Origin of the sequence: Burkholderia sp. RF2-non_BP3 (assembly GCF_001522185.1) — a bacterium.
GTDB lineage: Bacteria > Pseudomonadota > Gammaproteobacteria > Burkholderiales > Burkholderiaceae > Burkholderia > Burkholderia diffusa.
Map to the genome: position 1 here is coordinate 1 of NZ_LOSU01000017.1, position 20,067 is coordinate 20,067.

Consider the following 20,067-nt stretch of genomic DNA (forward strand, 5'->3'; position numbering starts at 1 on the left):
CGATCTCGCCTTCGCGCAGCGACAGGTTCGCGTCGTCGAGCACGAGCAGTTCGCCCTGCGTCTTGTTGAAGCCGCGGTTCACGTGCGCGACGCGCAGGATTTCCTCACCGAGGCGCGGCGGCTGAAGCGGCTGGGACGTCTGGGCGGGGGCGTTGATTACGGTCGAATTTTGCATCGCGCTTACTCTCAATCGAGACGGAGCCGGGATTCCGCATAGGCGTACATCGGACGCCACAGCAGGCGGTTGAACAAGGTGACGAACAGGGACATCACGGCGATGCCCAGGATGATCTTCGGGAAGTCGCCGGCCGCGGTCGTCTGGGCGATATACGAGCCGAGGCCGTGCGCGACGACCTTCGTGTCGCCCCACTGCACGAACTCGGACACGATGCTCGCATTCCACGCGCCGCCCGACGCGGTGATCGCGCCGGTTACGTAGTACGGGAAGATGCCGGGCAGGATCGCCTGGCGCCACCACTGCCAGCCGCGAATGCGGAAATTCTTCGTCGCCTCCTTGTAGTCGTTCGGATAGGACATCGCGCCGGCAATCACGTTGAACAGGATGTACCACTGCGTGCCGAGCACGATCAGCGGCGACAGCCAGATGTCCGCATTCAGATGGAAGTGGACGATCACGATCACGAACACCGGAAACAGCAGGTTCGCCGGGAACGCGGCGAGGAACTGCGCGAGCGGCTGGATCTTCTCGGCCAGCGCGGGGCGCAGCCCGATCAGCACGCCGAGCGGCACCCAGACCACCGACGCGATCGCGATCAGGACGATCACACGCAGCAGCGTGATCAACCCGAGCGTCAGCACGTGGCCGACCTCGCTCATCGTCACGCCGGTCGCGACGAAGCTGACGACGCGCCACGCAACGTATACAGTCATCAGGATCACGAACGTTCCCCACACGATGTCGCCGACGCGCGACGACCCGCGCGCCGACGTGCCGCGCGAGCGCTTGCCCGTCAGCGCCGGCACGCGCAGCGGAATCCGTGCGGCCTGCGACAGCAGCCAGCCGGCCGGCACCAGCAGCTGATGGATCAGGTGCGTGCGGCGCAGCATGTCGAGCAGCCAGGACTGCGGCGCATCGCCCGACGCGGTGTTCTCCATCCGGAACTTGTCGGCCCATGCGACGAGCGGACGGAACAGGAACTGGTCGTACGCGAGGATCACGACCGACATCGCGACGATCACCCAGCCCACCGCGCCGAGGTTCTTGTCCGAGATCGCCTGCGCGAGATACGCACCGATCCCGGGCAGCGTGATGGTCTGGTTGCCGACGGTGATGGCCTCCGATGCGACGACGAAGAACCAGCCGCCCGACATCGACATCATCATGTTCCAGATCAGCCCCGGCATCGAGAACGGCACCTCGAGCTTCCAGAAGCGCTGCCACGACGTCAGGTGAAAACCGCGCGACACTTCGCTCAGGTCGCGCGGCACCGTGCGCAGCGACTGGTAAAAGCTGAACGTCATGTTCCACGCCTGGCTCGTGAAGATCGCGAAGATCGCCGCGAGCTCGGCGCCGAGCACGCGGCCCGGGAACAGCGCGAGGAAGAACGTGACCGTAAACGAGATATAGCCGAGCACTGGAACCGACTGCAGGATGTCGAGAATCGGGATCAGCACCATGCCGGCGCGGCGGCTTTTCGCGGCGAGCGTGCCGTAGATCAGCGTGAACGCGAGCGACGCGACCATCGCGGCGAGCATCCGCAGCGTGGTGCGCAACGCGTATTCGGGCAGGTTCGACGGATCGAGCGAGATCTTCTGCGTCTGCAGGGTCGCGATCGGCGCCATCGTCTCGTGAAAGCCGACGATCGCCATGGCGAGTATGCCGATGATCAGCGGAAACGCGACCGCATCCCAGCGGTTGGGGAGCACGCGCCACGCGGACGCGTTGGCGGTGCGATTCGGATCGAAGAAACTGATATCCATCGGTAGCGTCTGGTTCGAATTGAAAATCGATGGGATCGGCCGCGTGCCGCGCGGCCGGGTATGGCATCGGCCGGCGCGGCTCAGAACAGCGTGTGAATCGCCCGGTGCAGTGCCGCCGACAGCGCGACGAAGCGCGGCACGATCGGCAGGACCGAACGTTCCTTGACCGGACCGGGAGCCGCGCTCGGGTGAGCGTCGACATGGACGATGCCGCAGGCAACGCACGGAAAGAACGATGCGAGGCCGATGGTGCGCGTGCTTCGACCGTCCGCACCACGGGTTTCCGTTGCCGCGAGATTCGGCATGAGGGGCTCCGGAGAGGTGATTCGGTGTCGCAGGCTATCGGGCGAATATGACGCAAACGTGACGTGTCACTTACAGGACATTGACAGGTCATCCGTCAGCGATCCGTCATCGCGCCGCAAGCCTCGAACGGCCGCATCGGGCCTCGCAAATAACCGGGAATAAATCCGTCGCCGCATCGGTATGGCATGCGAAGGCGCCGGCTAATTCCAGGACGATCCGGCCGTCCGGTTCCGTCATACGAATGCGAGGCAAACATGTCTTCATCGACTCCCACCCGCCCGTCGCGCCGCAAGGCCCTGCAATGCATGGCGTTCGGCGGCCTCGGCACGCTGTTTACGCTGTCGGGCGGCATCCTCACGCCGTTCGATCTCACCCTCGCGCAAAGCGGCGCCGCACTCCCCGCGAACGCGGGCCGGCCGCTGTTCGTGCAGATCAGCGACACGCACATCGGCTTCAACAAGGACGCGAATCCCGACGTCGCGGCCACGCTGCGGCAGACCATCGATCTGGTCAACGGGATGCCTGCCGCGCCCGCGCTCGCGATCCATACCGGCGACATCACGCACCTGTCCAAGGCGGAAGAATTCGATCACGCGTCGCAACTGCTGTCCGGGCTGCGCGTGCCCGAGCTGCACACGGTGCCCGGCGAACACGATGTGACCGATGGCTCGGGCGCCGAGTATTTCAGCCGGTTCGGCAAGGCGTCCGACAACCGCGGCTACTACAGCTTCGATCACGCGGGCGTGCACTTCGTCGCGCTCGTCAACGTGATGCACTTCAAGCCGAACGGGCTCGGCAGCTTCGGCGACGAACAGCTCGCGTGGCTCGCGCAGGATTTGAAGGGGCAATCGTCGAGCACGCCGATCGTCGTGTTCTCGCACATGCCGATGTGGACCATCTACGAGCCGTGGGGCTGGGGCACCGGCGACGCGCCGCAGACGATGGCGCTGCTGCGCCGCTTCGGCTCGGTCACCGTGCTGAACGGGCACATCCACCAGATCGTGTCGAAGGTCGAGGGCAACGTGACGTTCCACACCGCGCGCTCCACCGCGTTCCCGCAGCCGACCGCCGGCAACGGCCCGGGCCCGGTGCCGCTCACGGTGCCGCACGACCGGCTGCCCGCGATGCTCGGCGTGACGACCGTCGACTTCGCCGGCCATCCCGTCGCGGCGTCGCTGCACGACACGACGCTGGCCTGATGCCGACACACAAGGAGACCGACATGACCTTCCTCAAGCCCTCGACGCTGGCGGCCGCACTCATCCTGAGCGCGGCTGCCGTCGGCACGCCGCTCGCCGCATGCGCGCAGACCCCGGCCGGCCCGCTCGTGACGATCCGCAATTTCATGTTTTCGCCGATGTCGACCACGATCAAGGCCGGCACGACGGTCACGTGGAAAAACCTCGACGCGGAACCGCATACCGTCGTCAACGACGCGGGCATCTTCCATTCGAAAGCGCTCGACCAGGACGAAACCTACTCGTTCCGTTTCGACAAGCCGGGGGTCTACAAGGTGTTCTGCGGGATTCATCCGTACATGAAGGAGACCATCACCGTGGAATGACGCGGCGCGCCGCAAGGCCCCGCGAACATCCGGCACCACGGACGCTGCCCGACGATCGCCTACACTGGTTCCATCCGGCCGGCCCCCGCCGGCCGTCACCGACCACGAGGCAAGCGATGACGGCAAGTCAACCCGCACATCCGAAACTGCCGGGCCAGGTCGTGCTCGTGCTCCAGGGCGGTGGCGCGCTGGGTGCATACCAGCTCGGCGTCTTCGAGGCGATGGATGCGGCGGGCATTCAGCCCGACTGGGTCATCGGCACGTCGATCGGCGCGATCAACGCGGCGCTGATCGCCGGCAACGCGCCCGGACACCGCGCGCAACGGATGGCCGAATTCTGGCGACACGTCACCGAACGGCCCGCCGTGAACGTGCCGGGCTTCCCGACGAGCTGGGACAAGATCGGCTCGGAACTCGCGGTCATCGGCGCGGGCCTCCCGGGATTCTTCCGGCCGAATCCCGCCGCGTGGTTCGGGCCGCTGGCGCGGGTCGGCGTCGAGCGCGCGTCGTACTACGTGGTCGAGCCGCTGCGCGACACGCTGGCGTCGCTCGTCGATCTCGACCTGCTGAACGCGGGCCGGCCGCGACTGACCGTCGGCGCGGTCAACGCGTGCACGGGCACGATGCGCTATTTCGATTCGCGCGACCGGCCGCTCGGCATCGACCATGTGATGAGTTCGGGCGCGCTGCCGCCCGCGTTCCCGGCCGTGCGGGTCGACGGCACGCCCTACTGGGACGGCGGCATCTATTCGAATACGCCGGTCGAGGTCGTGCTGGACGACGCGCCGCGCCGCAGCTCGATCATCTTCTCGGTGCAGATGTGGAATCCGGTCGGGCCGGAGCCGCAAAGCATCTGGCAGGTGTCGGAGCGGCAGAAGGACATCCAGTACGCGAGCCGCACGGACAGCAATATCGCGCGGCAGCAGCAGATTCACCGGCTGCGCCACGTGATCCGGGAACTGGTCATGCGGCTGCCCGAGGCGGAGCGCACGACGGCCGATGTGAAGGCACTCGCCGCGTGGGGCTGCCAGACCACGATGCACGTGATCAAGCTCGCGGCGCCGCGGCTCGACGGCGACGATCAGTGGAAGGACATCGATTTCACACCCGCCGGCATCGCGGCCCGCCGGCAGGCCGGGTTCGACGCGACGATGCAGGCGATCGCCGCGCGGCCCTGGGATGTGCCGATGGACCCGACGGAAGGGCTCAGCGTCTGGAGTCCGGAAGAAAACCGGATCGGCGAGCGACACAACTGATAGCGCGGGCGGCGCGCCCCGTCTTCCGCTTACAGGGCGCGCACGATCCCGCCGTCGACGCGAATGTTCTGCCCGGTGATGTAGCCGGCGCCTTCCGACAGCAGGAACGTCACGGTCTGCGCGATCTCCTGCGTCCTGCCGAAGCGGCCGACCGGAATGCGGGCGACGATCTCGGGCGTCTCCGGCCAGCTGTCGATGAAGCCGGGCAGCACCGAATTGATGCGGATGTTGTCCTTCGCATACCGATCGGCGTACAGGCGCGTGACGGAGCTCAGCGCCGCGCGCAGCGCGGACGACACCGGCATCGCCTGCTCGGGCGCGTCGGCCGCGAAGCTCGAAATGTTGACCACCGCGCCGCCGCCCTGCTTCAGGAAGACGGGCGTCACCCGGCGCAGCACGCGAACGACGTTGAGCACGAGCAGGTCGAGCCCTGCGTGCCACTGGTCGTCCTCGATGGCGAGCAGGTCGCCCTTCGGCGGATGCCCGGTGTTGTTGACGACCGCGTCGATGCGGCCGTACTTCGCGAGCGTCCCGTTCACGAAACGCTCGATGTCGGCGTCTTCGGTGACGGACCCCGCCATGCCGAAACCGCCGAGTTCCCCGGCAAGCTCGACCGCGCTGCCGGACGGCGACATCAGCGCGACGCGATAGCCGTTGCTCGCAAGATCCCGCGCAATCGCGGCGCCCATGCCCTTGCCCGCCGCCGTCACCAATGCCACTTTCTCTACAGTCATGCCGTTCTCCCGGATAGGTCGGCTCAATGCCGCGATCGTCGTCCTGAAGCGTTACTCTAGGACTCTATAATCGCCGTGTCGAACGATGATTTCTCCACCCACACTGTAGATTTTCTACTGCATGAAGGCTCTGTCGCGTACCCGTCGATTCCCGCCGCTCAATGCGCTTCGCGCGTTCGAGGCCGCCGCGCGCCACCTCAATTTCCGGCTGGCCGCCGACGAGCTCGGCGTGACCCAGGGCGCGGTGGCGCAGCAGGTCAGGCATCTGGAGGACGTCGTGGAGATTCAGCTGTTCCGGCGGCTGCCCAGGGGGCTGGCGCTCACGCGCGAAGGGCTCGAGTATTTTTCGTCGGTCCAGCGCGCGCTGCAGATCATCGCCGATGCCACGGACGCCCTGGGCCAGCGTCCCATGGTCCTGGCGGTCAGCACGACGCCGTCGTTCGCGTCGAAGTGGCTGATCCCGCGCCTGTCGGACTTCGGTCGCCTGCACCCCGACATCGAGGTTCGCGTCATCGCCGACGAGCGCCTTGCGTCGTTCCGCGCCGACGGCGTCGACATCGCGATCCGGCTCGGCAAGCCCCCGTTCCCGGCCGGCCTGGTCGCGCAATTGCTGTTTCCGCTCGACATCTTCGCGGTCGCCAGCCCGACACTGCTCGACAGCGGCCCGCCGATCCGCACCCCCGCGGACTTGTCGAAGCATGCGTTGTTGCACGACGCGCACGACCTGTGGCCGGAGTTCGTCGAGAAGCTCGGCGGAACGGGGCAGACCGATCCGACGAAAGGGCCGCGGTTCAGCCAGTCGCTGCTCGCCATCGACGCCGCCGTCGCGGGTCAAGGCATCGCGTTGACCAGCGAGCCGCTCGTCGAACGCGATATCGCGGAAGGCCGGCTGCGCCGCGTGTTCGATTTTTCGTTTCCGATGTCGCTCGGGTTTTACGTCGTCTTTCCGCAGGCCAATGTCCATTCGGATGCGCTCGAGGCCATGCGGCGGTGGCTGTTCGCGCAATACGGGGGCGCGTGATTCGCTGATGCTCCGGCCGATCGACAACCCCACTCGCATCAGTGCCTTCACACATATCGCACTTTTCCGATATATGATTCGCCCATCGACGATACCCGTTTGCGCCGGTTTTCCGGCCGAACGCCCCGAACACCACACCTTTCCATGCCGACCGAACTCGACATCGACGCGATCCTGAAAGCGCTTTCGAACCCCGTGCGCCGGGAAATCCTCGTCTGGCTGAAAACGCCGGGCGCGCATTTCCCGGAGCAGACGCTGCCGTACGACCACGGCGTCTGTGCCGGGCAGATCGACGCGCGATGCGGGCTGTCGCAGTCGACCGTCTCCGCGCACCTTGCGACGCTGCAGCGCGCGGGGCTCGTGACGTCGACGCGGATCGGCCAGTGGGCGTTCTTCCAGCGCAACGAGGCCGTCATCGACGCATTTCTCGACGCCCTGCGCCGCGAACTCTGACCCAGGCCACGCGGGCCGCACGCCGCGCACGACGCGGCGGTAAGCCCGCCTTTCTGAAAAGGTTATCTGCCATGCCCACCCTGTTCGATCCCGTTACCCTCGGCGACCTGACGCTGCCGAACCGCGTCGTGATGGCGCCGCTCACCCGTGCCCGCGCAGGCAGCGCGCGCGTGCCCAACGACCTCATGGCCCGCTATTACGCCGAGCGCGCGTCGGCCGGCCTGATCATCAGCGAAGCGACTTCGGTCACGCCGCAGGGCGTCGGCTACGCGGACACGCCGGGCATCTGGTCGGACGAGCAGGTGGAAGGCTGGAAGCGCGTGACGCAGGCCGTGCACGCGGCCGGCGGCCGCATCGTCCTGCAGCTCTGGCACGTCGGCCGGATCTCGGATCCGATGTTTTTGAACGGCGACCTGCCGGTCGCGCCGAGCGCGATCGCCGCGGGCGGTCACGTGAGCCTCGTGCGGCCGCCGCGCCCGTTCGTGACCCCGCGCGCGCTCGAACTCGATGAAATTCCGGGCATCGTCGCCGCATACCGCAAGGGCGCCGAAAACGCGAAGAAGGCCGGCTTCGACGGCGTCGAGATCCACGGCGCGAACGGCTATCTGCTCGACCAGTTCCTGCAGGACAGCACCAACCTCCGCACCGACGCGTACGGCGGCCCGATCGAGAACCGCGCGCGCCTGCTGCTCGAAGTGGTCGACGCGGCGATCGACGTGTGGGGTGCGGGCCGTGTCGGCGTGCATCTCGCGCCGCGCGGCGACGCGCATACGATGGGCGATTCCGACCCGGCCGCGACGTTCGGTTACGTCGCGCGCGAACTCGGCCGCCGCAAGATCGCGTTCATCTTCACGCGTGAATCGTATTCGGGCGACCAGCTGAGCCCGCGTCTGAAGGAGGCGTTCGGCGGCCCGCTGATCGCGAACGAGCAGTTCACGCTCGAATCGGCGCAGGAAACGCTCGCGAGCGGCCACGCCGACGCGATCGCGTGGGGCAAGCTGTTCATCGCGAACCCGGACCTGCCGCGCCGCCTCGAGCTCGGCGCGCCGCTGAACAAGCCGGTGCCGGAGACGTTCTACGCCGAAGGCGAAACGGGTTACACCGACTACCCGGCGCTCAGCGACGCGGCCTGACGGCCGGCGGCGCGTTCATGCGCGTACGTCCGCGCGCATGAACACGCGCTGCGTTTCGTCGAGCCCGCGTGCGACGTGATGCGCGCGAATCGCGCGCAACGTGTCGTCGAGCGATGCGTCGTCGATGATGCCGAAGCCGAGGCGCCCGTAGTACGGTGCATTCCACGGCGCGTCGCGGAAGGTCGACAGCACGACCTGGGCGATGCCGTCTTGCGCGGCGCGCGTCATGATCCGTTCGATCAGGCGCGCGCCGATCCGCTGCCCCGCGTGCGACGGCGCGACATCCAGCTCCTCCAGATAAAGCCGCCGCGCATCGAGCAGCCGGTAGAACGCAAAACCCACGCACGTCCCCGCTTCGTCCGTCGCGACATACGCGCGACCGTCGTCGATGCGCATCCGCACGTCGGCCGCATCGGTCGGCTCGCCTTCGGCGATGTCGGGCATGCCGATGTCGCGAAAGCGCTGGGCGGCGGCCACTTCCACGGCGGCCATCGCGGCCGCGTCTTCCCGCGTGGCGGGACGAATCCGGATCGATACTGTCATCACGACGAGGTGGGCAGGCGGGAACGGCCGTCACTATAATCGAAAGTTCATACGTTTCGAACGCCCTGCCCACGAGGTCCGTCATGACGCTGTCCGCGCTCGCCGTGTTCGCCATCGCCCTGCTCGTCACCGCCGGCACGCCCGGCCCGAGCGTCGCCGCGCTCGTCGCGCGCGTGCTGACGAACGGCGTGCGAGACGTGCTGCCGTTCCTCGCCGCGATGTGGATCGGCGAGGCGCTGTGGCTCACGCTCGCGGTTGCCGGGCTGTCCGCGTTCGCGCGCACGTTCGAGACGGGCCTGCTCGTGCTGAAGCTGCTCGGCGTCGCGTACCTCCTGTTTCTCGCGTGGAAGATGTGGACCGCGCCGACCGACACGAAAGCCGGCGACCTGCCGCGCGGCCAGTCGCCGTGGCGCATGTTCGTCGCGGGCACGCTGGTCACGCTCGGCAATCCGAAGATCATGCTCTTCTATCTCGCGCTGTTGCCGACGATCGTCGACCTGACGCACGTCGGTGTCCTCGCGTGGGCCGAGCTCGTCGGCACGATGCTCGCGGTCCTGATCCTGGCCGACTGCTTCTGGTCGCTGCTCGCATCGCGCGCGCGTGCGTTCCTCACGTCCGCACGCGCGAAGCGGATCGCGAACCGCACCAGCGCGACGGCGATGGCCGGTGCGGCGGTGGCGATCGCGACGCGCTGAACGGCGCGGCCGCACGCGCATCCGCACGACGTCTCGTCGTTGCGAAACGGGGCGGACCGCCACGCCCGCCCGTCAGCGCACGACGGCGCGTTACGGCGTCCCGGCGCTGCAGCAATACGCGAGCAGGAACGTCGCGGTGCCCGCGTCGCCCTGCACGATCGCGCGCATGTCGCCGTTCAGCTTCGCCATCGCCGCCGTCACGTAATCCGGTGCGGGCAGCTTCGCCGTATTGAAGTCGTGTACCGCAACCGCGACCGGCTTGTTGTCCTTCGTCTTCGGCGAAGCCAGCGCCCGGTCTTCCGCGGCGAATCGCTGTTCGCGCGTGGCGACTGCCCCGACCTGCCCCGCGCAATAGCCGTGCGTTCCCGACATGATGTGAATCGTGTGACCGTCACCGCTCAATCCCGACGCGATGGTATTCAATGCCGCTGCGACGTCCCTGACGTTGCACGGGCCGTGAAAGCCCCAGATCTGCACCGCGTTCGGGGTGCCCTGCATGATGTTGACGAGCGTTGCCATGACCTCTCTCCTTGCAGTCCTGCGTCGTGGACGGTTCGCGGCGAATCGGGCGCTGCTTGTCACGACGACGTTCATGGGCCGGCGCGATGCCGGGCACACGTGCCCGTTGCCTCCCGCCGAGTTGAGAAACATCCGGATATCCGCGACGGACTCGATCGAACCGCGCCCGCCACGGACGGTTCAACCTTATCCATCGGCCTCGTTTCGCAACATGGACCGCTCGTCACACATTCGGCACCGTGCCGATCTTCACGGGCAGCGGGAATCGCGGGCCAGCCTGCGCGCGCCAGCCGGCTCGGGCACGTGATCGTTGCACGCAACCAGCGCCCGCACCAATGCCCAGTCATCGTCGTCGCAGAAATCGAGCAGCATCGCGCCATATGAACCACGTTGCGCGCTCAACCGCTCCGCGAGCCGCGCCTGAATCCCCTGCACCCTGCCGTCGCCGCGCGCGACCACCGACGGATTCGCGCCCATCCCCGTACCGCTGCAGAAATTGATCGCCCAGCGGCCGCTTTCCGGCGATGGCATGTCGGTCAGCAGCGCATCGATCACGCGCCACTTGTAGTTGATCGATCCGGCAACGGGCACGCGGTATTCGTCCTGGATCACGAACGCCGCATCGGGATGATCGATCGTGAAGGTCGCGTTGTCGGGCCACGCGGTCAGGTCGATGCCCAGCGGCCGGCTGCTGCGGAACCGCCGCAGCAACACCACCGCGCCGCGCACGTCGCCGAGCGCGGGCAGCGCGCCGCCCGTGTGCCAGCGCAACCGCGGGTGCCGCGCACGATGCGCATCGAACGTCGCATCGAAACCGCGCGTGCACGCCTGCGCGGGCCATTCGTCCTTCACCGACATCACGATGCATTCGCGCGGATGCGCATCGAGAAAACGCACACAGTCCGCGAGCACGTCGTCGAACGACATGCCGAGCGCGATCCCGCCGTGATGGATGTCGAACGCATCGCAGCGGTGCCGGCAGCGGATGTCGAGCAGCCGCACGCCGTGCGCGAGCTGCGCGGCGAGCGGCGCGCGTTGCGTGCGCACGAGCGGATCGTCGACCGTATACGCACAGGTGTCATGGCTGCCCGGTAGGGTCAGCGTATGCAGCGGCCGCGCGTCGTCGAGCGCCGACATCCAGTCGGCCAGCGGCGTGGAAGCTTCGTATCGCGAAGGGATCATGAATCGATGACTGACAAGGAAAAAAAGACGTGGGTGACCGCGTCGGATGTCGCCGTGCGGGCCGGCGTGTCGCGCTCCGCGGTGTCGCGCGCGTTCTCGCCGACGGCGAGCATCGCACCCGAAACGCGCGAACGCGTGATGGTGGCCGCGCGGGCGCTCGGCTACCAGGTCAACCTGATCGCACGCGACATGATCACGCAGCGCAGCAGCATGATCGGCGTCGTGACGGCCGGGTTCGAGAATCCGTTCCGCGCGCGGCTGCTGTCGGACCTGATGGCCGCGCTCGGCCAGCGCGCGTTCACGCCGCTCGTCACCAATGCGGACGATCCGCACCAGGTCCGGCAATCGCTCGAACGGCTGCTCAGCTACCGGATCGCGGGCCTCGTAATGACGTCCGCGTCGCCGCCGCTGTCGGTCGCGCGGCAGTATCTCGATCACCGGATTCCCGTCGTGATGATCAATCGCGAAGCGAACCTGCCGGGTGCGGACGTCGTCATCAGCGACAACGCGGCGGGTGCCGCCCATGCCGCGCAACGGCTCGTGCGGGCCGGTGCGCGCCGGCTCGCGTTCGTCGGGCCGCGCACCGCGAGCTACAGCGCACGCGCACGTGCGGATGCGTTCGGGCAGGCGCTGCAACGCGGCGACGCGTTCGATGCGGCGCTCGTCCACGTGATCGATACGCGCTCCGATATGCACGCATGCGGCATCGACGCCGCGCGGCAACTGTTCGCATCCGGCGAGCGCCCGGACGGCGTGTTCTGCTCGTCCGACCTGCTCGCGCTCGGCGTGATCGACGCCGCCCGCGACGCATTCGGCCTGCGCGTGCCCGACGAGGTGCGCGTGATCGGCTTCGACGACATTCCCGCCGCCGAATACGGCGCGTATCGGCTCACGACGCTGCGCCAGGACACGCAAGGCCTCGCGCACGCGGCCGTCGACCTGCTCGCCGACCGGATCCAGACGTTCGACGGCGCATCGCGCACGCGCGTCGTGCCGGTTACGCACGTGGTCCGGCACAGCTGCGCGTAACGTGTCGCGTCACTTCAGCCCGCCCGCGAAGCCGCGCAGCAGGTAGCGTTGAACGTAGCCAGCCACGGCAAGCGTCGGCAGCGACGCCAGCAGCCCCGCGCTCATCAGGTCGCCCCAGTCGATGCCGTTCTCCGTCACGTAGCCGGCGATGGCGAGCGGCAGCGTGAAGCGGCTCGGCGTCGACACGAACAGCAGCGCGATCAGGAACTCGTTCCAGGCGGCGATGAACACGAAGATCGCGGTCGCGATCAACCCCGGCGCACACAGCGGCAGCACGATCTGCACGAGCCGCCGCGCGAGCCCCGCACCGTCGATGCACGCGGCCTCCTCGTATTCGACCGGCACGTCGCGCACGAACGCGAGCAGCATCCAGATCGCCATCGGCAACGCGTAGATCTGGTAAGCGAGCATCAGCCCGAGCGTCGAATCGAGCAGATGCAGCCGCTTCGCGAGCGCGAACAGCGGCACCGCGATCGTGATCGGCGGCATCAGCTTCAGTGCCAGCACGAGCATCAGGAACAGCAAATCCAGCCGGGCCGGAAACCGCAGCCGCACGAGCGCATACGCGGCCGGAAACGCGAGCGTCAGCGCGAGCAGCGTCGTGCCGAATCCGACCAGCAATGAATTGGCGAGCGGCGCGCCGATGCCGTTCGACCAGACCGACGCGAAATGCTCGAGCGTCGGCGCGGCCGGCACGATCCGCAGCGGATGATCGAGGCGCTCGAGCGTCGGCATGAACGCCGCGCCGGCCATCCACAGGCACGGCAGCAGCAACAGCGCGAGCGCGGCGACGCGCAGAATCCACGGCGCCGCGCGACCGAACGTGGCCCCCGTTCGCGCGTGCGCGATGCCCGCGGATCGCGCCGTCATGCGCGCCGCTTGCGAACCGTCTGCCATACGTACCCCGAAACAAGCAGCGCGGACGCCGCGAGCATCAGCACCGACGCGGCGCTCGCCGGTCCGACGTTGAAGAAGCGGAAGCCCGTGTCGTAGATGTAGGTCGCCAGCGTCTGCGTCGCGTTGCCGGGGCCGCCGCCCGTCAACGCATAGACCTTGTCGAACAGCTTGAACGTGTCGATCGAGCGCAGCAGCAGCGCGAGGCCGATCTGCGGCGCCGCGAGCGGCAGCGTGACGTCGCGCAGGCACTGCCACTCGCTCGCGCCGTCGGTGCGGGCGGCTTCGTACAGCTCCTGCGGGATCGATTGCAGCCCGGCCAGCACGATCAGGAACGCCATCGGCGTCCACTGCCACACGTCGACGAGCGCGAGCGACCACAGCGCGAGATGCGGATCGGACAGCCAGCGCACGCCTTCGATGCCGAACACGGCGAGCAGCGCGTTGAGGAAGCCGTCGAAATTGAGCCAGTTGCGCCAGATCGCCGAGCACACGAGCGTGGACAGCATCATCGGCAGGATCGCGAGCGGCAGCGCGATGCGTCGCCCCGGAAACGCGCGCACGAACAGCAGCGCGAGACCGAAGCCGAGCGCGACTTCGACGAGCGACGCCGCAACCGTGAAACGCAGCGTGTTGCCGAAGCCGGCCGCGAACGCATCGTCGCCGAGCACCGCGCGATAGTTCGCGAGCCCCTCGAACGCGCGGCGGCCCGCCGTGTAGTCGACCTGGCAGAACGAGTCGATCAGCACCTGCGCGACCGGGTACAGCGCGAGCGCGGCCAGCACCAGGAGCGCGGGTCCGAGCAGCGCGACGAACGGCAGGCTGCGGGCGAGGGCTTTCATGCGCGGATTCCGGCTGAAGCGTGGCGACAAGCCGTCACTTGCCGGCCGCGGCCATCGCCTGCGCGATCTTCTGCTGCGCCTGACGCAGCGCGGCGTCGGGTGCGGCCTGCCCGGTCAGCGCGAGCTGCAGCTGGTCGCCGAGAATGCTCTCGACCTGCTGCCAGTCCTTCACGCGCGGCCGCGCACGGCCGGCCTCGAGCGCCTTCAATTGATCCGGATACCAGCGGTACTGGCGCACCAGCGCCGGATCGGCGAACACGCTGCGGCGCGTCGGCGGAATGCCGATCCCGGCGAGGCGCGTTTGCGTGTCGCGCGAACTCAGGTAGGCCAGGAAGTCCTGAGCGAGCTTCGCGTGCGGCGCGTCCTTCGCAATGCCCATCTGCCAGATGCCGAGCATCGGCGCCGGGCCGGCCGTCTGCCCGGGCGGCGGCTGCAGCGCGATCTGCCCGACCACGCGCGACTGCTTCGGATCGTCGAGCGCCGGAATCCACGCCGGCCACACCTCGATCGACTGCGCGGCCGTGCCGCGCTGAAGCGCATCGCGCACTTCGGCGGCGCCGTACACGTCGACGTCCTTCGGCGCGGAGGCCTTCAGCGCGAGGAACGTCTTCAGCGCGGCCTGCGACTCGCGCGAATCGATCGTCACGTTGCCGGCGCGGTCGAACACGTCGCCGCCATAGGCCCACAGGATCGGCAGGAAGCCCGTCACGACCGGGTTGCCCTTGGTGCCGCGGAACACGACGCCCGACATGCTCTTGTCCGCGCCGCCGACGGTCTGCGCGATCTTCAGCACGTCGTCCCAGTTGCGCGGCGGCTGCAGCTTGTATTTCGCGAGCAGATCCTTCCGGTACGCGAACATCTCGACGTTGCCGACGATCGGCAGCGCGTACAGCGCGCCCGCCGCGTTGCGCCCGAGCGCGACCGTCGACGGCACGAGATCGGCGTCCGCGAGCGACGCCGGCAGCGGCTTCAGCCAGCCGTTGCCGATGAATTCGGGCGCCCACGTGTCGTCCATCATCACGAGGTCGTACGTGCCGGTGCCTTCGCGCATCGACAGCTTCAGCTTCTGGTACAGGTTCGCGTTCGGCAGCTTGAGCAGCTCGATGTCGGTGCCCGGATGCAGCTTGGTGAAGCCGGCGACGGCGTCGGCCAGCCCCTTGCCGTAGATGTCGTCGCGGCCCGCGATGACGAGATCCGCCGCGAAGGCGTGCGAGGCGGCAAGGGACAGCGCAACGGCGGCGGACAGCGCGCGCAGGCGGCTCAGCAAGGTCATGTGGTCTCTCTCGATCGGCGTGGTGGCGGGTCGGCCTCGCGTTGCACACGTGTGCAACGCGGGCGACGCTTCGGGCGTCCTGAAGCGAACGCCATTGTTCACGTCGATCGTTAAGAATTTGTGGCAGGCGGCGGAACCGGCCGGCCATCGCAGCCGGCCGCCCCGCCCGCTTCGCCACGTGCGCGCCGTCAGAAGTTCACGCGAATTCCGGCCATCACCGCGAGCTGCCGGCTCGAATTGCTGTTCGCGAGCACCGGAATCTGCGCGTAGTTCACCGCATTGCCGTTCGCGTCGGTGCCGAGCCCCGTGCCGCTCGCGAGCTGGCCGATCGCGACCGCATACAGCGCGGTGCGCTTCGACAGGCTGTAGTTCGTGCCGACGTTGACCTGATGGAAGCGCGTCGTGCCGCGCCCGTCGGTGTGCGCGGCATTGAAGATGTACGCGACGCCGCCCTGCAGCGCGGGCGTGAACATGTACGTGACGTTCAGCTCGCCGACGTCGAACGTGAACGCCTGCGTGCGCGGCTGCGCGCCGGTCGAGAAATAGCGGCTGTCGCCGAGGCGCGTGTGCGTGTAGGTCAGCGCGACCGTCGCCGCGCCGAGCGTCACCGAGCCGCCGGCGCCGAACGCGCGCATCGAGCCCGCGTCCTGGAGCAGGCAGTACATCGCGCCCGGATTGCTGCACGCGAAGTCGCCGATATAGCCGTTCGCGCCGCCGAGCGCCGCGTCGAGCGGCTGGTGCAGGTCGAGATAGCCGACCGAAAACGCGACCGGCGCACGCGTGTAGGTCGCGGCGACCGCATAGCCGCGCTTCGCGGAAAAATCGCCGGCCTGCCCGCCGAAGCTGAACGTGCCGCCGAACGTCAGGCCGTTGAAGTCCGCGCTGGTGAACTTCACCGCGTTGTTGAAGTTGAACGCGGCGTTCAGGTTGTCGACGTCGCCGAGATGCGAGCCGTACGGCGTCGCCCAGTTGTTGCTCGACACGTACGCGCCGAGCATGTCCGTGTACGAATCGTATTGGCGGCCGAGGCCGAGCGTGCCGATCGAATCCTGGCGCAGCCCGACCCACGCCTGCCGGCTGAACGCCGTGCCGCCCTGCAGCGCCTGCCCGTTCGCGGACAGGAACTGCTGCTCGAGCGAAAACACTGCGTTGAGCCCGCCGCCGAGCGGCTCGGCGCCCTGGAATCCGAAGCGGGACGGCACGAGGTTGCCGCCGCCCATCTGCCATGCGTGGCCGCCGCCCGTGCTGCCGTCGGCGCGCGTGAACTGCTGGTTCGTCGAATAGATGATGCCGGTGTCCACGGTACCGTACAGCGTCACGCTGCCCGAGGTTTGCGCATGTGCGTGCATGCAACCCAGCGCGGCCGCGGTCGCGGCCAGTCTTCGTCCGATCTTCATGTCCCGCCCCTCTGATGTCATCGATTCGCAGTGCAGATCGATGGTGTTGTCGATATGGGTGACAGGACTCTATCCAGCGAAAATTCGGGACTCCTATCCCAAATCAGCAAACGATGAAGCGAACGGACGACACGCGACCAGGCCCGGCGGCACGATCGCGATGCGCGGACGTCACTCGGGACGCAAGGTTTGCGACGGCAGCTCGCCGAACAGGTCGCGATACTCGCGTGCGAAATAGCCGAGATGCGTGAAGCCCCAGCTCGCGGCGGCCTCCCCGACACCGAGTTGCTGCGCCGAGGTCGTGCGCAGCAGGCGCCGCACCGCATTCAGCCGGATCGTGCGCAGATAGCCGACGGGCGTGACGTCGGCGACGCGCTGGAAGCTCGTCTGCAGCGTGCGGCGGCTGCAGCGCAGCGCGCGGCACAGCTCGAGCACGGTGACGGGTTCCTCGGGCCGGTCGCGCAGATGTTTCTCGCAACGGCTGACGATATCGCTGTAGGTCGCGTGCGTGATGTCGCGGCGCTCGACGCCGATGCCCTGGTCGAGCGCATCGAGGAACATGCCGAGCATCGCGTCGCGGAACATCTTGCGGGTGGCCGCGTAGTCGAGGCAGCCGGGGTTGCGCTGCGCGTCGTCGATCAGCGACGACAGCCGCGCGCCGAGCGCGACGCCTTGCGCGTCCGACAGCCGCGTGACGTGCCGCAGCTTGCGCGCGCCGGCCGCGCCGAACTCGGCGTCGCACAGCTCGTCGATCATGTCCGACGCGGCGCTGATCCCGACGAGCCCCATCCCTTCCGGCGTGTGGAATTCGAAATCCTCGCCGGCGCGCAGCGCGAGCAGCGCATAGCCGTCGACCGGCTGGCCCTGGAACGTGCCGGCGAGCGGCATCGACAGCGGCACCGCGAGCGACGTGCGTCCGGCCGGCGCGAGGCCGGTTTGCGCGACACGCCGGTTGGTCGTCTCGCGGAAGAAATGGAACTCGTCGTACAGCACCTGCGTGACGGTGCCCCTGAACCGGCCCGGCGTCATCTGGCGGTAGACCTGATGCCAACCCGCGATCGCGAGCCCGTGGTCATGCACGTCTTCGTGTGAGCGTGACTGGAACAGCATCGGCATCTCCGGTGAAACCCTGAATCCACGTTGCGCCGCACGGCGCGCAACGGCACAGCTTACCCCCGCAAAATTCCGCGCAGTGCAGTTTCGAATGCAAGGCATGCCGCCGACAGCGCGGTGGCCTGCTCGCCGGTCAGGCGGACATAGCGGCGAAACGACGGCATCCGGTTCACGATCTCGCTGCCGCCGAACGGCACGACGGCGAGCGTCCAGCGCCCGTCGCGCGCGGCGATCGTACAGTCGGTCAGGTGCAGCGGGCGCAGCGCGTCGGCGAGTGACGAATCGGCGACGAGCGCGGCCACCGCCCGCACGAATCCGGGGCCGCTTCCCGCTGCGGGCTCGGCCGCGACACCGGTGCGCCGCAGCCAGCCGGTCTGCAGCACGCGGGCATGGCCCTGCCCGGCCGGGCCGTCCGCGCCGATCGACACCTGCACGCTGACCGTATGCATCAGGAACTGACGGTCGACACGTTCTTCGACGGCCACGTGCACGCCATTCGGCAGCCGGGCCAGAGGTTCGGCCGCGCCGCTGCTCGCATCGCGCGCCGCGCCGAGGTCGGCCAGCACGCGCGCGGCGATCGCGCCGGGCCGGTGGCCGGGCGGCGGCGTGTCGGGCGCCGCGCGCCACCGGGCGAATGCGAGCCTCACGACGCGACGTGCTCGTTGCGCAGCACTTCCTCGACCGGCACCGGTTTGAACGGATGCCGGCGCTGCACGACGAGCGTCCAGAACAGCGCGTACAGCGCGGTGAGCCCGAGCATCGCGCCGAACGGCACGTAGATGTCGCGCGCGTTCATGCCGGGCGGCGTGATGTACCAGATCGCGAGCACGATGCCGACGCTCGACACGATCTGCGGCAGCGGGAACAACGGCGAACGATACGGACGCGGCAGGTCCGGGCGGCGGATGCGCAGCATCACGACCGACGCGGTGACGAGCAGATACGCGGTGCCCCACGCGCACGTCGCGGCGAGCACGAGATGCAGGATGCTGTCGAGGTTGCCGTTGATCAGCCACGCATGGAAGATCGGCACGATCGCCGACGCGACGATGCCGACCACCGGCGTCTTGAAGCGCGGATGCAGATACGCGAAGCAGCGCGGCAGCGCGCCGTCGATCGCCATCCCGTACAGGATGCGCGGCAGCCCGGCCATCAGCGTGTTGATCGTCGCGGCACCCGCGCACAGGAACGCGATGCCGAACCACACGCGGCCGAAGGGCCCAAGCACCTGCAGCGCGAACGCGGGAATCGCGCCCGGCGTGTCGAGCAGATGCGTGAGGCCGTCCGGGCTCACCGGCACGTTCGCGACCTGGCGGCGGATCGCCGCGCCGTACAGGAACATGCAGATCGCGACGCCGACGAGGCCGAGCGCCATCGCGCGCGGAATCGTACGGCCCGGCGCCTTCATTTCCGGCGCGAGCGGCGTGACGAACTCGCAACCGACGAACATGAACATCGCCATCCCGACCAGCGACAGCACCGCCGGCACCGACGTGCCGACTTCCGAGCCGCCGAACCAGCCGTCGAGATGCACGGCCGGCGCGGCCGCGAGGCCGAGGATCCCGAAGATCATCAGCGACAGCCACATGCCGGCCGTCAGCACGATCTCGAGCTTGCTGAACACCTTGATGCCGATGATGTTGGTGATCGCGAACGTGACGACGAGCCCGACGCCGACGAGCCACGAACTGTTGTGCTTCTCGAACGCGGCGTTCAGCGACTCGAAGTTCACGAGCGCCATGATGCCGCTCAGGATCGTCTCCGCCGTGCCGGCGAACACGTGTACGAGGAAATACGCGGAAATCGTGCCGGTGATCGCCCAGAAGCGGCCGAGGCCGCACGACAGGTAATCGTAAACCGAGCCCGCCGTCGGCAGCATCGCGGCGGCTTCGGAGAACGTGGTGGCCTGCGCCTGCATCATCACGAACGCGATGATCATCGCGACCGCGAACGCCCAGCCGCCCATTCCGAAGCCCGACGTCGCGGTGAGAATCACCGGGCTCGCCATGATGAGGCCGACGGCGCTCGCCAGCGCGGTCGGGAAACCGACCGCGCCCGCCTTCAGCACCGTGCCGCCGCCCGCTTCAGCCGACGCACCGGCGGGCGTCTCGCCCGCGGCGCCGGTCACTCCAGACCATCCCGACATCTTCGTCTCCTTCCCTTTTCGGGCCG

At 68.2% G+C, this 20,067-nt stretch carries 21 protein-coding genes and 1 pseudogene; 8 read left to right on the top strand and 14 right to left on the bottom strand.

The annotated features are described in order from the left end of the window. The 3 genes and pseudogenes from WS45_RS34795 to WS45_RS06825 form a co-directional block, all read right to left on the bottom strand. Positions 1-175 (bottom strand): annotated as a pseudogene (locus tag WS45_RS34795) (nitrate ABC transporter ATP-binding protein); the annotation flags it as partial. 11 nt (positions 176-186) lie between these two features. Beyond that, positions 187-1,941 (bottom strand): ABC transporter permease, encoded by a 1,755-nt coding sequence (locus WS45_RS06820; protein ID WP_059698993.1) that lies wholly within the window; start codon positions 1,939-1,941, stop codon positions 187-189. A gap of 80 nt (positions 1,942-2,021) precedes the next feature. Then, complete coding sequence (locus WS45_RS06825) at positions 2,022-2,246, bottom strand: hypothetical protein (protein ID WP_059698995.1); 225 nt, start codon at positions 2,244-2,246, stop codon at positions 2,022-2,024. 255 nt (positions 2,247-2,501) lie between these two features. Between WS45_RS06825 and WS45_RS06830 the strand changes: the two genes are divergently transcribed. The 3 genes from WS45_RS06830 to WS45_RS06840 all read left to right on the top strand — a co-directional run bounded on the left by WS45_RS06830 (position 2,502) and on the right by WS45_RS06840 (position 5,067). After that, entirely contained in the window at positions 2,502-3,446 is a 945-nt protein-coding gene (locus tag WS45_RS06830; RefSeq protein WP_059698997.1) for a metallophosphoesterase family protein, read from the top strand. A gap of 23 nt (positions 3,447-3,469) precedes the next feature. Then, entirely contained in the window at positions 3,470-3,811 is a 342-nt protein-coding gene (locus tag WS45_RS06835; RefSeq protein WP_059692210.1) for a cupredoxin domain-containing protein, read from the top strand. A gap of 116 nt (positions 3,812-3,927) precedes the next feature. Then, positions 3,928-5,067: a patatin-like phospholipase family protein gene (locus WS45_RS06840; RefSeq protein WP_059698998.1), complete on the top strand. Its 1,140-nt coding sequence runs from the start codon at positions 3,928-3,930 to the stop codon at positions 5,065-5,067. A gap of 29 nt (positions 5,068-5,096) precedes the next feature. Here the strand turns inward: WS45_RS06840 and WS45_RS06845 are convergent, their stop codons facing one another. Further along, positions 5,097-5,801, bottom strand: a complete 705-nt coding sequence (locus WS45_RS06845; RefSeq protein WP_059699001.1) for an SDR family oxidoreductase — start codon at positions 5,799-5,801, stop codon at positions 5,097-5,099. 121 nt (positions 5,802-5,922) lie between these two features. Here WS45_RS06845 and gcvA point away from each other — a divergent pair, with 121 nt between their 5' ends. The 3 genes from gcvA to WS45_RS06860 all read left to right on the top strand — a co-directional run bounded on the left by gcvA (position 5,923) and on the right by WS45_RS06860 (position 8,408). After that, complete coding sequence (gene gcvA, locus WS45_RS06850; RefSeq protein WP_059699003.1) at positions 5,923-6,822, top strand: transcriptional regulator GcvA; 900 nt, start codon at positions 5,923-5,925, stop codon at positions 6,820-6,822. Positions 6,823-6,966: 144 nt separating this feature from the next. Continuing rightward, complete coding sequence (locus tag WS45_RS06855; protein ID WP_044846683.1) at positions 6,967-7,275, top strand: ArsR/SmtB family transcription factor; 309 nt, start codon at positions 6,967-6,969, stop codon at positions 7,273-7,275. A 71-nt stretch (positions 7,276-7,346) separates the two neighbouring features. After that, positions 7,347-8,408 (top strand): alkene reductase, encoded by a 1,062-nt coding sequence (locus tag WS45_RS06860; RefSeq protein WP_059692180.1) that lies wholly within the window; start codon positions 7,347-7,349, stop codon positions 8,406-8,408. A gap of 15 nt (positions 8,409-8,423) precedes the next feature. Here WS45_RS06860 and WS45_RS06865 read toward each other — a convergent pair whose 3' ends face one another. After that, positions 8,424-8,951 (bottom strand): GNAT family N-acetyltransferase, encoded by a 528-nt coding sequence (locus tag WS45_RS06865; protein ID WP_059699005.1) that lies wholly within the window; start codon positions 8,949-8,951, stop codon positions 8,424-8,426. Between the two features lie 83 nt (positions 8,952-9,034). Between WS45_RS06865 and WS45_RS06870 the strand changes: the two genes are divergently transcribed. Beyond that, entirely contained in the window at positions 9,035-9,646 is a 612-nt protein-coding gene (locus WS45_RS06870; RefSeq protein ID WP_059699007.1) for a LysE family translocator, read from the top strand. A 90-nt stretch (positions 9,647-9,736) separates the two neighbouring features. Here the strand turns inward: WS45_RS06870 and WS45_RS06875 are convergent, their stop codons facing one another. Together WS45_RS06875 and WS45_RS06880 are read right to left on the bottom strand one after the other, a co-directional pair. Further along, positions 9,737-10,165, bottom strand: coding sequence for a hypothetical protein (locus tag WS45_RS06875; RefSeq protein WP_059526591.1), 429 nt, complete (start codon positions 10,163-10,165; stop codon positions 9,737-9,739). Between the two features lie 249 nt (positions 10,166-10,414). Further along, complete coding sequence (locus tag WS45_RS06880; protein ID WP_156437062.1) at positions 10,415-11,347, bottom strand: phosphatidylinositol-specific phospholipase C; 933 nt, start codon at positions 11,345-11,347, stop codon at positions 10,415-10,417. Between the two features lie 6 nt (positions 11,348-11,353). Between WS45_RS06880 and WS45_RS06885 the strand changes: the two genes are divergently transcribed. Next, positions 11,354-12,376, top strand: coding sequence for a LacI family DNA-binding transcriptional regulator (locus tag WS45_RS06885; protein WP_059699009.1), 1,023 nt, complete (start codon positions 11,354-11,356; stop codon positions 12,374-12,376). Between the two features lie 9 nt (positions 12,377-12,385). Here WS45_RS06885 and WS45_RS06890 read toward each other — a convergent pair whose 3' ends face one another. From WS45_RS06890 to WS45_RS06920, 7 genes are all read right to left on the bottom strand, one after another. Then, entirely contained in the window at positions 12,386-13,246 is an 861-nt protein-coding gene (locus WS45_RS06890) for a carbohydrate ABC transporter permease (protein WP_059699255.1), read from the bottom strand. Then, positions 13,243-14,112, bottom strand: coding sequence for a carbohydrate ABC transporter permease (locus WS45_RS06895; protein ID WP_059699012.1), 870 nt, complete (start codon positions 14,110-14,112; stop codon positions 13,243-13,245). The genes WS45_RS06890 and WS45_RS06895 overlap by 4 nt, the downstream gene beginning before the upstream one ends. A gap of 34 nt (positions 14,113-14,146) precedes the next feature. Next, positions 14,147-15,385 carry an ABC transporter substrate-binding protein gene (locus WS45_RS06900; protein ID WP_059699015.1) on the bottom strand — a complete coding sequence of 413 codons (1,239 nt, stop codon included), beginning with the start codon at positions 15,383-15,385 and terminating at the stop codon, positions 14,147-14,149. Positions 15,386-15,573: 188 nt separating this feature from the next. Further along, positions 15,574-16,782, bottom strand: coding sequence for a porin (locus WS45_RS06905; RefSeq protein WP_059699017.1), 1,209 nt, complete (start codon positions 16,780-16,782; stop codon positions 15,574-15,576). A gap of 171 nt (positions 16,783-16,953) precedes the next feature. Then, a complete protein-coding gene (locus WS45_RS06910; protein WP_059699257.1) occupies positions 16,954-17,892 on the bottom strand; it encodes a helix-turn-helix domain-containing protein in 939 nt (312 codons plus the stop codon). A gap of 59 nt (positions 17,893-17,951) precedes the next feature. Continuing rightward, on the bottom strand, positions 17,952-18,542 hold the full coding sequence (locus WS45_RS06915; protein WP_059699019.1) for a DUF3156 family protein: 591 nt from the start codon (positions 18,540-18,542) through the stop codon (positions 17,952-17,954). Beyond that, entirely contained in the window at positions 18,539-20,041 is a 1,503-nt protein-coding gene (locus tag WS45_RS06920) for an APC family permease (protein WP_059699021.1), read from the bottom strand. Before WS45_RS06920 ends, WS45_RS06915 begins: the two co-directional genes overlap by 4 nt. Between the last annotated feature and the right edge of the window lie 26 nt (positions 20,042-20,067).